At 75.1% G+C, this 14,357-nt stretch carries 4 protein-coding genes; all 4 read right to left on the minus strand.

Annotated features, from left to right (window positions below; genetic code table 11):
• Positions 1–76 precede the first annotated feature (76 nt).
• On the minus strand, positions 77–1,153 hold the full coding sequence (locus tag ABT263_RS34350; RefSeq protein ID WP_352296708.1) for a 3-dehydroquinate synthase family protein: 1,077 nt from the start codon (positions 1,151–1,153) through the stop codon (positions 77–79).
• A gap of 161 nt (positions 1,154–1,314) precedes the next feature.
• Positions 1,315–2,661: an NAD(P)/FAD-dependent oxidoreductase gene (locus ABT263_RS34355; RefSeq protein ID WP_352296709.1), complete on the minus strand. Its 1,347-nt coding sequence runs from the start codon at positions 2,659–2,661 to the stop codon at positions 1,315–1,317.
• Positions 2,662–2,762: 101 nt separating this feature from the next.
• Complete coding sequence (locus ABT263_RS34360; RefSeq protein WP_352296712.1) at positions 2,763–3,626, minus strand: arylamine N-acetyltransferase; 864 nt, start codon at positions 3,624–3,626, stop codon at positions 2,763–2,765.
• A gap of 79 nt (positions 3,627–3,705) precedes the next feature.
• Entirely contained in the window at positions 3,706–14,355 is a 10,650-nt protein-coding gene (locus tag ABT263_RS34365; protein ID WP_352296714.1) for a type I polyketide synthase, read from the minus strand.
• Between the last annotated feature and the right edge of the window lie 2 nt (positions 14,356–14,357).

Below are 14,357 nucleotides of genomic sequence, written 5' to 3' on the forward strand. Positions count from 1 at the left end.
CGGTCGGCGAGCAGCCGCTGCGCCGGGCCGGTCCGCGCGGCCGGCGGGCCGCCGGGCGGCCGCCGTGGTGAGTACCTCATGACACCGCCGCCCCCGTCCCGGCGGGCCCGTCGGCGCCGTGCCCGACGAGCCGGGCGAGCGGCCGGCGCGGCATCCGCGCCATGGCCTCCAGGACGGCCCGCTCGGGCACGTCGTGGACCAGTTCCGCGCCCGCCGGGCCGTCCAGGACGAAGGCCAGCCCGCTCAGGGCCTTCTTGTCCCGCCGCATCAGCTCGACCAGTTCGCCCGGCCGCACGCCCTCGGGCAGCGCGCCGGGCAGGCCGTAGGAGGCGACGACCGCCCGGTGCTCGTCCACCCGGGCGGGGTCGATCCGGTCCAGGACGCCCGCGAGCAGGCCCGCGAAGACCGTGCCGACGGCGACCGCCTCGCCGTGGCGCAGCGCGAAGTCGGTGGCCACCTCCAGGGCGTGGCCCAGGGTGTGGCCGTAGTTGAGCAGGTGCCGCGGTCCGGTGTCGCGTTCGTCGGCCGAGACGATGCCGGCCTTGAGCGTCACGCTGGCGGCGATCCGGTCCGCCAGGGCCAGCGGGCGCAGGTCGCCGGCGCCGATGAAGTGGCACCGGGCGATCTCGCCGAGGCCGTTGAGCATCTCGCGGTGCGGCAGCGTCGCCAGGTAGTCGGTGTCGCAGAGCACCGCGGCGGGCTGCCAGTAGGCGCCCACCAGGTTCTTGCCGGACGGCAGGTTGACCGCCGTCTTGCCGCCGACGCTGGCGTCCACCTGGGCCAGCAGCGTGGTCGGCAGGTGCACGACGGGCACCCCGCGGTGGTAGAGGGCCGCCGCCAGGCCGACCACGTCGGTGGTGGTGCCGCCGCCGCAGGAGACCACGGCGTCGGAGCGGGTCAGCCCGAACCGCACGAACTCCGCGCAGAGCGCCTCGACGGTGGCGAGGTTCTTGTCCGGCTCGCCGTCCCGGGCGGGCAGCAGCAGGGTCTCGACACCGGTGTCGGGCACCCACTGGGCGGGGCGCGCCGACACCACCGCCACCCGCCGGGCACCGAGCCCCCGGATCACCTCGGCCAGCGAGGAGCGCACTCCCGGGCCGATGAGCACGTCGTACGAACGGTCGCCGATGCACACCGGAACTTGTTCTCTCACGCCGCTTCAACCTGTCCTGTAGAACGTCGAACGCCGACTCTTCGGTGGTGCGCCCGCGGTGGGGCCCCTGCTCCGGTGCCGCCCGGGCCCGGATCCGCGCCCGGGGCCCCGGCGGCGGTCGGCCGCCGGGATCCCGGGCGTGCGCTGGACGTGCCCGGCCGTTACTGGCCGGTGGTCACCCGCAGGATGCGGGCCTCGGCCCGCTCCTTGCGGTCGTGCTCGTCGAGCTGCGGGTAGGACGGGCAGCCGAAGACCCGCTGGAACGGCGCGAAGGTGTCCCACTCCGGGCGCCGGCGCATCTCCTGGGCGACGGCGTTGTGCTCGCTCCAGAAGTCGCCGCCGATCAGCCGGATCAGGTAGCGCTCCAGCGCGTCGCGGGAGGTGGTCCGGCCGGCGTCGGCGGCCACCGAGACCAGCTCGCCGTCGTAGAAGGCGTGGATCAGCCGGATGTAGGTGTCGTACCCGGTCTTGAAGTAGTTCGAGTACTCCTCGATCAGCGCGTCGGCGTCCGCCGGGGACTTCAGCGCCGCGTCGAGGGTCTCGGCGGCGCGGGTGGCGGTGGCGGTCGCGACCAGCACGCCGCCGGAGAACATCGGGTCGCCGAAGCAGCCCGCGTCGCCGACCATCACCCAGCCGGGGCCGGTGACGGTGTCCGCGTGGTAGCAGTAGTCGGTCTCGATCTTGAGGTCCATGCTCGGCCGGGTGCCGGTGAGCCGCGCGGTGATCCGCGGCACCCGGTTCAGGTGCTCGTCGAACGCCGCCTCCGGCGAGCCCGCCGCCCGGAAGGTGTCGCGCGGCATGACGGTGCCGACGCTGATGACCTCCTTGGAGATCGGGATCGCCCACACCCAGCCGTCGTTGTGCGCGCCGACCTGGATGTCGCCCTCGGCCCCGAGGTTGTGCTTCTCGTCGAGGCCCTCGTAGTGCCGGAACACCCCGACCATCCGGAGCTTCTCCAGCGTCTTGCGGAGCCCGAACTTGTTGGCGATCCGCCCGGACCGGCCGCTGGCGTCGATCACGTAGGTCGCCCGGACCTCGTGCTCCTCGCCGTCCTTCTCGTAGCTGACGCCGACCATCCGGTCGCCCTCCATCAGCAGTTCCTTGACGCCGGCGCCCAGGTGGACCTCGGCGCCCGCCTTGGCCGCCTCCTCGACGAGCATCGCGTCGAACCGGGCCCGCTCGACCTGGAAGGCGCGGTCGAAGCGCCCCTCGCCCTGCTTGCTGAAGTCCGCGCGGAAGACGCCCGAGAAGAACTTCTTCTCCGTCGGGTCGATGAATTCGCCGCCGAACTTCGGGACGTATCCGCGGGATTCCAGCGCCTCGCGCAGGCCGATCCGGTCGAAAAGCCCCATCATGTAGGGCAGCAGGGACTCACCGATGTGGAAGCGCGGAAACTCGTCGCGCTCCAGGAGCACCACGGAATGACCCTGCTTGGCCAGGACAAAGGCGCTGACCGCGCCGGCCGGGCCGCCGCCGATGACAACCACATCGGCCGAGTTCTTCGCCATTGGATTCCCTTCCAGAATTGTCGTACATCGTCTGCGAATGGTGCTGCCGGGAGTGCTGCCGCCGGTGTTCCCGCGGGTTCTCCCGGCGGTGTTCCCGCCGGTCAGGGGAGGTCCCCGGACACGATCGCGCCGACGAGCACGCGGTGCTCGTCGTCGTCGACGACGGTGCGCACCCGCTCCCGTCCGTCCCGGACCGTCAGGTGCCGGCGGCCCTTCAGGACGGCCTGGCCGTCCTCGAACGCCCGGCCGTAGAGGACGCCCTGCATGTCCCCCTCGGGGGGCGGCGCCGGGTTCTCCCGGGCGCGGTCCTCCAGTGCCTTCCAGTCGCTCCACCGCCGGGGCAGCAGCTTGAAGGTGTAGACCACGCTCCAGCGGGTCACCCGCCCCCGGCGCTGCAGCGCCGTCTCACCGTCGCCCCGGTCCACCAGCCGGTACTGGCAGCCGTACTGGGTCTGCACCGCGTCGGTGACGAGCAGCGGTTCGAGGTAGGACGGCCCCGGGTAGCCCACGTCGACCAGCCACTCGGCGCCGTCCAGCGCCACCCGGACGAACATGTGCTCGATCTCGGTGCCGAAGTTCTCCCTGCCCTCGGCGGTACTGGCCGCCATCAGGGAGACCTCGTAGCCGAGGGTGCCGAGCAGCCGGAAGAACAGCCGGTTCAGCTGGAAGCAGGTACCGCCCCGTCCCTCGACGACGGCCGTCTCGAACACGGCGTCCTCGTCGAGGTCGACGAGGTTGATGCCGTCGGTGAAGTCTTGGGCGGCGATGTTGTACGGGATCGCCATGAGATGCCGCTTGTGCAGGGTGCGCAGCGTCTCGATGTCCACGCGCGTCTGCCCGGCGCAACCGATGCGCCGGAGGTAGGCGTCCGCGTCGAACACGTCGTCATCTCCTCTCTTGTCCGCGAGCCGGATCGGGGCCGCTCGTTCGGAGCCGTTCAGTGGGGCGTTCGTCGGGTCGTTCATCGGGGTCGTTCATCGGCTTGTCGGCCGGGCCGCTCGCCGGGCCGCTCCGGGGCTGCGGCAGGGGCCCGGCCGTGGCGGCTCAGACCGAGATGGCCGCGACACCCCCCGTGCCCTCGCCGAACATGCGCTCTTGCATGTGCGCGACAATCATCCCCGGCGTCGGGTGATCGAAAACAAGACCGGCCGAGAGCTTCGCCCCCATCAGTTCGCCCAGCCGGTTGCGCAGTTCGAGCGCGGTCAGCGAGTCGAAGCCGATCTCGAACAGGCCCTGGTCCACGTCGATGTGGTGGGACGCGCTGTAGCCGAGGACGACGGCGACCTGGGCCCGGACCACGTCCAGCAGGAGCTCCGCGCGCTCCGCGCCGGGCAGCCCGGCCAGCCGCTCGGCCAGCTTGCGCCGCTCGTCCCCCGAGACCGCGGCCCGGGCCAGCTGCCGGCTCGCGCGCACCAGCCCGCGCAGCAGCGGCGGTGCCTCGCGCCCGGCCGCGGCGTCGGCGCGCAGCGCACGCAGGTCCAGCTTGGCCGGCACCAGCAGCGCCCGGTCACCGCGCAGCGCGGTGTCGAACAGCTCCATGCCCTCGGCCGGGGTCATGCCCAGCAGACCGCCGCGCCGGTTCAGCCGGCTGCGGGTGAGGTCGTCGGTGCCGGCCGCCATGCCGGTCTCCTGCTCCCACAGGCCCCAGGCCAGCGACAGCGCCGGCAGACCGGCCGCCCGGCGCCGGGCCATCAGCCCGTCCATGTAGGCGTTCGCCGCCGCGTAGGCGCCGGTGCCCGCGCCAAGGAACACCGCCGACACCGACGAGTAGACCACGAACGCGTCCAACTCCGGGGCCAGTTCGCGGGTCAGCTCGTCCAGGTGCCGGGTCGCGGTCACCTTGGCCGCGAACACCCGCTCCAGCCGCTCCCGGTCGACCTCGCCGATCACGCCCGCGTCGAACAGGCCCGCGGCGTGCAGTACCGCGGTCAGCCGGCGGCCGTCGCGCTGGACGGCGGCGAGCAGCTCCGCCACCGCGTCCCGGTCGGTCACGTCACAGGCCGGCACCGCCACCGACTCGGCGCCCAGCGCGTGCAGCTCGGCCACCAACTCCCGCGCGCCCTCGGCCTCCAGGCCCCGCCGGCTGGTCAGCACCAGATGCCGGATCCCGTGCTCGGTCACCAGGTGCCGGGCCAGCACCGCACCCAGCGACCCGGTACCACCGGTGACCAGCACCGTCCCCACCCGGTCCAGCACCGGCTCCGCCCGGTCGACGGCGCCGGCCCGGGCGAGCCGGGGCACGTGGAGCGTCGCGCCGCGCACCGCGACCTGCGGCTCGCCGACGGCCAGCACCGGCCCCAGCAGCGGCTCGACCTCCGACAGGTCGGACGCGTCGGTGTCCAGCAGCACGATCCGGTCCGGGTTCTCCGCCTGCGCCGCCCGGACCAGACCCCAGACGGCGGCGCCGGCCGGGTCCGTCACCGTGGCGTCGCCGCCGGCGGGCACCGCGCCCCTGGTCACCACCACCAGCCGGGTCTCCTCCAGCCCGGCGCCGGCCAGCCAGGTCTGGACGACCTCCAGCACCCGGTCCGTCACGTCCAGCGGGGTGTCCGCGTCGCCGCCGGTGACCGCCTCCAGGATCGCGGTCTCCGGGACGGCCGCCCCGGAGAGCGCGTCCTCCGCGAGGGTGGCCACCTCCTCGGCGGTGGACAGCCGTACCCAGGACGGCGAGCCGGCGGCCCCGTCCGGGAGCACCTCCGTCCAGTCCACCCGGAACAGCGAGTCGCCGCCCGCGCGGCCCGCCGCCGCGCCCAACTGCTCGGCGGACACCGGGCGGAACACCAGCGAGTCGGCCGTCAGGACGGCGCCGCCGGCCTCGTCGACCGCCTCCAGCGAGAGCGCGTCGGGCGCCGGCTGGGCGACCCGCACCCGCAGCGACGAGGCGCCCGCGGCGTGCAGGACCAGGCCGTTCCAGGCGAACGGCAGCATCGTCCGGTGGTCGCCCGTGCTCAGGAAGGCCTTCGCGTGCAGGGCCGCGTCCAGCAGCGCCGGGTGGATGCCGAACCCGGCGGCGCTGCCCCGGTGGTCCTCCGGCAGGGCGATCTCGGCGAAGACCTCGTCACCGCGCCGCCAGGCCGCCCGCAGGCCCCGGAACACCGGCCCGTAGACGTAGTTGTGCTCCAGCAGACCGGCGTAGAACTCCTCGGGGCCGATCTCCACCCGCTCCGCGCCGGGCGGCGGCCAGGCGCTGAAGTCGAACCGGGACCCGGCCGCCCGGGCCGTGGCCGTCAGGACACCGGTGGCGTGCCGGGTCCACGGGTCGCCGACGGCCTCCTCGCGGGTCGAGTACACGGCGACCGTGCGGGCACCGCCCTCGTCCGGACCGCCGACGGTGACCTGCACCCGGACGCCGCCCTGCTCGGGCAGGATCAGCGGGGCCTCGATCACCAGCTCGTCCAGCGTGCCGCAGCCGACCTCGTCACCGGCGCGGACGGCCAGCTCCACCAGGCCCGTCCCGGGCACCAGCACGACGTCGCCGACCGCGTGGTCGGCCAGCCAGGGATGGGTGCGCAGGGAGAGCCGGGAGGTGCACAGCACCCCGCCGGTCTCCGGCACCTCCACCACCGCGCCGAGCAGCGGGTGGTCAACCCCCGCCAGGCCCAGCGAGGTCGCGTCGGTGGCCGCCGCGGTCATCGGGAGCCAGTAGTGCTGGTGGTCGAAGGCGTAGGTCGGCAGGTCCACCTCGGCGCCACCGGCCGCGTCGGGCAGCACGCCCGTCCAGTCCACCGCCACACCGCGGACGAAGAGTTCGGCCATCGAAGCCAGCAGGCGGCGCGGGCCGCCCTCGTCCCGCCGCAGCGAACCGGACACCAGGACCTCGACCCCGGCCCCGTCGGCGACCTCGGTGATCGGCTGGGCCAGCACCGGGTGGGTACTGGCCTCCACGAACACCGTGTGGTCCTCGGCGAGCAGCGCGGCGACCGCCGGGCCGAAGCGGACCTGGCTCCGCAGGTTGCGGTACACGTAGCCGCCGTCGATCACGCCGGCCTCGCGGACCCACTCACCGGTCACCGTCGAGAAGAGCGGGACCAGCGGCGCCCGGCCGCGGATGTCCGCGAACGCCTCCGCCAGGACCTCCTCCAGGGCCTCGGCGTGCCAGGTGTGGGAGGCGAAGTCCACCGCGACCCGGCGCACCCGTACCCCGTCGGCGGCCAGCACCTCGACGGCCTCGTCCAGCACGTCGAGGTCACCGGCGACCACCACCGACGCGGGGCCGTTGACCACCGCGACCTCCAGCCGGCCCGCCCAGCGCTCCAACCGGGCCAGCGCCTCGGCCTCGGAGAGCGCCACCGAGGCCATCCCGCCGAGCCCGGCCAGCTGACCGGCGATCACCCGGCTGCGCACCGCGACGATCCGGGCCGCGTCCTCCAGGGAGAGCGCACCGGCCACGCAGGCCGCCGCGATCTCGCCCTGCGAGTGCCCCAGCACCGCGTCCGGGATCACCCCCACCGACGCCCAGACGGCGGCCAGCCCGACCATCACCGCGAAGCTCGCGGGCTGCACCACATCGGCCCGGTCCAGGACCTCGGCCGGCGCCTCGCCGCGCAGCACGTCCTCCAGCGACCAGTCCACCCAGGGGCCGAGCGCCCGGGCGCACTCGGCGATGCGCTCGGCGAACACCGGTGAGGTGTCCAGCAGTTCGCGGCCCATCCCGGCCCACTGCGCCCCCTGGCCGGGGAAGACCAGGACGAGCTTGCCCACCGTGCCCGCGGTGCCCGTCACCAGCCCGGCGGCGGACTCGCCCCGGGCCAGCGCGGCCAGCCCGGCCGACGCCTCCGCCGGGGACCCGGCCACCACCACCGCGCGCTCGGAGAGCAGTGCCCGCCGGGAGAGCAGCGCACCGGCCAGCGCCGCCGGGGCGGTCGCCCCGGCGAGCTCCGTCAGCCGCCCGCCCTGGGCCGCCAGCGAGGCGGCGCTCTTCGCCGAGACCACCAGCGGCACCACGGCGTCGGGGGCGGGCCCGGCCTCGGCCGGCTGCTCCTCGGGGGCCTGCTCCAGGATCACGTGCGCGTTGGTCCCGCTCAGGCCGAAGGAGGAGACCCCGGCCCGGCGCGGCCGGTCCACCTCGGGCCACTCCCGCGCCTCGGTCAGCAGCTCCACGGCGCCCGCCGTCCAGTCCACCTGCGAGGAGGGCGCGTCCACGTGCAGGGTCGCGGGCATCACGCCGTGCCGCAGCGCCTGCACCATCTTGATCACACCCGAGACACCCGCCGCCGCCTGGGCGTGGCCGATGTTGGACTTCAGCGAGCCCAGCCAGAGCGGGCGCTCCGGGTCACGGCCGCGACCGTAGGTGGCCAGCAGCGCCTGCGCCTCGATCGGGTCCCCCAGGACGGTGCCCGTGCCGTGGCCCTCGACCAGGTCCACATCGGCCGTCGACAGCCCGGCCGCCGCCAGCGCCTTGCGGATCACCCGCTGCTGGGAGGGGCCGTTCGGCGCGGTCAGACCGTTGGACGCGCCGTCCTGGTTCACCGCGGACCCGCGCAGCACCGCGAGCACCGGGTGGCCGTTGCGGCGGGCCTCGGAGAGCCGCTCCAGCACCACCACACCGGCGCCCTCGGCCCAGCCGGTGCCGTCGGCGGCGTCCGCGTAGGACTTGCAGCGGCCGTCCGTCGCCAGCGCCTTCTGCCGCGAGAACTCCATGAACATGCTCGGGCTGGACATCACCGTCGAACCGCCGGCCAGGGCCAGCGAGCACTCGCCCTGGCGCAGCGCCTGGGCGGCCAGGTGGATCGCCACCAGCGACGAGGAGCAGGCCGTGTCCACGGTGACCGCCGGGCCCTCGAAGCCGAACACGTAGGACACCCGGCCCGAGGCCACACTGGCGCCGGCGCCGGTCAGCGCGAAGCCGCCCAGCTCCGGCGGCACGCTGCCACCGGCGTAGTAGTCGACGCCCATGATGCCGTTGAACACCCCGACCTCGGTGCCCTTCAGCGAGCCCGGGTCGATGCCGGCCCGTTCCATCGCCTCCCAGGAGGTCTCCAGCAGCAGCCGCTGCTGCGGGTCCATCGCCAGCGCCTCACGCGGCGAGATCCCGAAGAAGGCCGGGTCGAACAGCGGTGCCTCGTGCAGGAAGCCGCCCTGGCTGACGTAGGAGGTGCCCTCGCTCTCCGGGTCGGCGTCGAACAGCTCGTCCAGGCCCCAGCCCCGGTCCGAGGGGAACAGCGACACGCCGTCCCGCCCCTCGGTGACCAGCCGCCACAGGTCCTCCGGGGTGGCCACCCCGCCGGGCAGCCGGCAGGCCATGCCGACGATCGCCACCGGATCGGCCGGATCGTGCACAACTGCCGCCGGTACCACCGGGCCCGCCGCGACCGCCGTGCCGTCGAACTCGCCGTCCAGGTAGCGGGCCAGGGCGAGCGGGGTGGGGTAGTCGAAGACGGCCGTGGCGGGCAGGTTGAGGCCGGTGGCCTCGCGCAGCCGGTTGCGCAGCTCGACGGAGGTCAGCGAGTCGAAGCCGGCGTCCTTGAAGGCCCGCTCCGCCGCGACCTTCGCCGCGCCCGCGTGGCCGAGCACCGACGCGACGTGCGTCCGGACCAGCTCCAGCAGCAGCGCCTCGCGCTCGGCCGCGGCCAGCCCGGCCAGCCGGCCGGCGAGTCCGCCGCCGGCGCCGGTCGCGGCGGCCCGCGCCGACTGCCGGCCGGGGCGGACCAGGCCCAGCAGCAGGGACGGCACCCCGGCGCCGGCCGTGGCGGCCGTGCGCAGGGCCCGCAGGTCCAGCTTGACCGGTACGAGCAGCGCCCGGTCACTGTGCAGCGCGGTGTCGAAGAGCTCCATGCCCTCCGCCGGCGTCAGCGGCTGGGCGCCGCCGCGCCGGTTCATCCGGCTCCGGGACAGCTCGTCCAGGTCGGCGCCCATGCCGTCGCTCTGCGCCCACGGGCCCCAGGCCAGCGACAACGCGGGCAGGCCGTCCGCCCGGCGCCGGGCCATCAGCCCGTCCAGGTAGGCGTTCGCCGCCGCGTAGGCGCCGGTGCCCGCGCCCAGGAAAACCGCCGAGACGGAGGAGTACGTGATGAACACGTCCAGGTCCGGGGCGAGTTCACGGGTCAGCTCGTCCAGGTGCCGGGTCGCCGTCACCTTCGGTGCGAAGACGCGCGCCAGTCGCTCCGGGTCGATCTCGCCGATCACACCGCCGTCGAAGACGCCCGCCGCGTGGACCACGGCGGTCAGCCGGTGCCCGTCGCGCCGGGCGGCGGTCAGCAGCTCCGCCACCGCGTCGCGGTCGGTCACGTCGCAGGCCGGCACCGCCACCGACTCGGCGCCGAGCGCGTGCAGCTCGGCCACCAACTCCCGGGCGCCCTCGGCCTCCAGGCCCCGCCGGCTGGTCAGCACCAGATGCCGGATCCCGTGCTCGGTCACCAGGTGCCGGGCCAGCACCGCACCCAGCGACCCGGTACCACCGGTGACCAGCACCGTCCCCGCCCGGTCCAGCACCGGCTCGGTGCCCCGGGCGGTACCGGCCCGGGCGAGGCGCGGCACGGACAGGGCCGCACCGCGCAGGGCGACCTGCGGTTCACCGGTGGCCAGGACGGCGGTCAGGACCGCGTCGAGGTCGGTGCCGGCCTCGGCGTCGAACAGCACGATCCGGTCCGGGTTCTCCGCCTGCGCCGCCCGGAGCAGACCCCAGACGGCGGCGCCGGCCGGGTCGGTCACCGCGGCGTCGCCACCGGCGGGCACCGCGCCCCTGGTCGCCACCACCAGCCGGGCCTGCGCCGGGGCGGGCCCGGCCAGCCAGGCCCGGACGACCTCCAGCACCCGCCGGGTCAGCGCGAGCGGGGTGTCCCCGGGGCCGTCGGTGACGGCCTCCAGCAGCACCGCCGCCGACGCGGCGGCGGTGCCCTGGCCCTCGCCGGTGCCCTCACCCTCGCCCTCGAACAGTGCCGCCAGGTCCGCCGGGGCGCTGACCCGGGCCGCGACCGGGCCGGGGGTGGGGGCGGCGGGCAGGGTGGCCGACTCGGTCCACTCCACCCGGTACAGCGCGTCGCTGCCCGGCGTCCCCGCCGCCGCCTCCAACTGCTCGGCGGAGACGGCGCGCGAGACCAGCGAGTCCAGCGTCAGGACGAGCCCGCCGGCGTCGTCGACGGCCTCCAGCGACAGGGCGTCCGGCCCCGGCCGGGCGACCCGCACCCGGACCGAGGCGGCCCCGGCCGCGTGCAGCACAAGCCCGTTCCAGGCGAACGGCAGCCGGACCACCGGCTCCTCGTCCGGTGCGTCGTCCGGCCGGGCGCCGCTCAGCGCGGCCGCCGCGTCCAGCATGCTGGAATGCAGGGCGGCGTCGAGCAGGCCGGGGTGGATGCCGAACCCGGCGGCCCGCTCGCGCAGTTCGTCCGGCAGGGCCACCTCGGCGAAGATCTCCTCGCCGCGCCGCCAGACCGCGCGCACGCACTGGAACGACCGGCCGTAGGCGTACCCCGCGCGGTCGAGCAGGTCGTAGCCGCCGGTGATGTCCACCGGCTGCGCGCCGGGCGGCGGCCAGGCGGTGAAGTCGAACTCCGGCTCGGCGGCGCCGGCCGTCGTCGGCAGCAGTGTGCCGGTGGCGTGGCGGACCCAGGCGTCCATGGCCCCCCTGGTGTCGGTGCCGTCCACCGCGTCCTCGCGGGAGGAGTACACCTCCACCGTGCGGGCGCCCCGCTCGTCCGGTCCGCCGACGGCGACCTGGACCCGCAGGCCGCCGTGCTCGGGCACCACCAGCGGTGCCTCGATGACGAGTTCGTCCAGCACCCCGCACCCGACCTCGTCGCCGGCCCGCACGGCCAGCTCCACCAGACCGGTCCCGGGGACGAGGACCACTCCCCCGACGGCGTGGTCGGCGAGCCAGGCGTGCGTCCGCAGCGACAGCCGGGAGGTGAACACCAGGCCGTCCGACTGCGGCAGTTGGACGACCGCGCCGAGCAGCGGGTGGTCGGCCTTGCCCTGGCCGAGCGAGGTGGCGTCGGTCAGCGGGGTGGCCGGGAGCCAGTAGTGCTCGTGCTCGAAGGCGTAGGTGGGCAGCTCCAGATGGGTGGGCGTGAAGCCGGCGGGCAGCGTCTTCGCCCAGTCCACCTCGACGCCGCGGACGAAGAGTTCGGCGACCGAGGCCAGCACGGTGTGCGCCTCGGGGCGGCCGTCGCGCAGCGCGGCCACCGCGACCGCGCGCTCACCGGCGGACTCCGCGACCACGCCGCTCAGTGCCGCGCCGGGGCCCAGCTCGACGAAGACCGCGTTACCGAGACCGGCCGCCGTGGCGATGCCGTCGGCGAACCGGACCGGGCGGCGGACATGGTCCACCCAGTAGGCGGGATCGGCCAGTTGGCCCGGCTCGGCGACGCGGCCGGTGACGTTGGAGACGAGGGGGAACCGGGGCTCGTCCCAGGTGACGTCGGCGAGCACGGTGGCGAACTCCGCCAGCATCGGCTCCATCAGCGCCGAGTGGAAGGCGTGCGAGACGGTCAGCTGCTTGACCTTGCGGCCCTGCTCGCGCAGTTGCTCCGCGGCCTTCAGCACGGCCGCCTCCTCACCGGAGAGGACCACCGACGAAGGACCGTTCACCGCCGCCAAGTCCAGATCTTCTATGAGGAGTTCGGCGACCTCGTCTTCGGTCGCGGCCACCGCCACCATCGCACCGCCCGGCGGCAGCGCCTGCATCAGCCGGCCCCGCGCGGCGACCACCGCCGCCGCGTCGCCGAGCGAGAGCACCCCGGCCACATGGGCGGCCGTGATCTCACCGATCGAGTGGCCCATGACCGCGTCCGGCCGGACGCCCCAGGACTCGATCAGCCGGAACAACGCCGTCTCCACGGCGAACAACCCGGCCTGGGTGTAGACGGTCTGGTCCAGCGATCCGGCCGTGCCCAGCACCACGTCCTTGACCGGGTGCTCGACCCAGCCCGCCAACCGCTCGTCCAGCGCCGCACACGCAGCGTCGAAGGCCTCGGCGAACACCGGGTACCGCTCCGCCAGCTCCCGGCCCATCCCGACCCGCTGCGAACCCTGCCCCGGGAAGACCAGGACCACCTTCCCCGGACCGCCGGACGGGGACGCGCTGCCGCTCGCCCCGGCGGGCGCGGACTCGCCACGTGCCAGCGCGGCCAGGCCCGCCAGTGCCTCCTCGCGCGAGCCGGCCACCAGCACCGCCCGCTCGCCCAGCACCGCGCGCTGGGCGAGCAGCGCACCCGCCACCGCGACCGGCGCCCCGGCCCCGGGCGCGTCGACGGAGGACGCCTCGACGAAGGCGGCCAGCCGCCCGGCCTGGCCCGCCAGGGCGGCGGCCGAGGCGGCCGACAGCACCAGCGGGACGACGCCCTCGGGCACGGCCGCCGGCCGCGCCTCCTCCTCGGGGGCCTGCTCCAGGATCAGGTGGGCGTTGGTGCCGCTGACGCCGAAGCCGGACACCGCCGCCCGGCGGGGGCGGCCGGTCTCCGGCCAGTCCCGCGCCTCGGTGAGCAGCTCCACCGCACCGGCGGACCAGTCGACCTGGGTGGACGGCGCGTCCACGTGCAGGGTGGGCGGCATGACGCCGTGCCGCAGCGCCTGCACCATCTTGATCACGCCCGACACCCCGGCGGCAGCCTGGGTGTGGCCGATGTTGGACTTCAGCGAGCCGAGCCGCAACGGCCGCTCGGCGGGCCGGTCCTGACCGTAGGTGGCCAGCAGGGCCTGCGCCTCGATCGGGTCACCCAGCACCGTGCCCGTGCCGTGGCCCTCCACCAGGTCCACATCGGCGGTGGACAGGCCCGCGTTGGCCAGCGCCTTGCGGATCACCCGCTGCTGCGAGGGACCGTTCGGCGCGGTCAGGCCGTTCGACGCGCCGTCCTGGTTCACCGCGCTGCCGCGGACCACGGCGAGCACCCGGTGCCCCTTGCGCCGCGCCTCGGAGAGCCGCTCCAGCACGACCACGCCCGCGCCCTCGGCCCAGCCGGTGCCGTCCGCCGCGTCCGCGTACGCCTTGCACCGGCCGTCGGCCGCCAGCCCGCGCTGGCGCGAGAAGTCGATGAAGAGGCCGGGGGTGGCCATCACGGTCGCGCCGCCGGCCAGCGCCATCGAGCACTCGCCGCGGCGCAGCGCCTGGGCCGCCAGGTGGATCGCCACCAGCGAGGAGGAGCAGGCGGTGTCGAGCGTCACCGCCGGGCCCTCGAAGCCGAACACGTAGGAGATCCGGCCGGACGCCACGCTGGCGGCCGCGCCCGTCCCGGTGAAGCCCTCCAGCTCCGGCGGCACGCTGCCGCCGGCGAAGTAGTCGACGCCCATGATCCCGTTGAAGACCCCGACATCGCTGCCCTTGAGCGTGGCCGGGTCGATGCCGGCCCGCTCCAGCGCCTCCCAGGAGGTCTCCAGCAGCAGCCGCTGCTGCGGGTCCATGGCGAGCGCCTCACGCGGCGAGATCCCGAAGAAGCCCCCGTCGAAGAGGCCGGCCTCGTGCAGGAAGCCGCCCTGGTCCACGTAGGAGGTGCCGCGGTTCTCCGGGTCCTCGTCGAACAGCCCGTCGAGGTCCCAGCCCCGGTCGGAGGGGAAGCCCGAGACGCCGTCCCGGCCCTCGCTGACCAGCTCCCACAGCCCCTCCGGGCTGTCGACACCACCGGGCAGCCGGCACGCCATACCCACGATCGCCACAGGCTCGCTGGAGGCGCTGACGAGTTGGCGGTTCCGCTTCTTCAGCGAGCCGACCTCTTCGAGCGACTTCCGCAGCGCCTCGACAAGCTTCTCGTATGAAGTACTCACTT

Source organism: Kitasatospora sp. NPDC001603, assembly GCF_040298365.1.
Taxonomy (GTDB): Bacteria; Actinomycetota; Actinomycetes; order Streptomycetales; family Streptomycetaceae; genus Kitasatospora.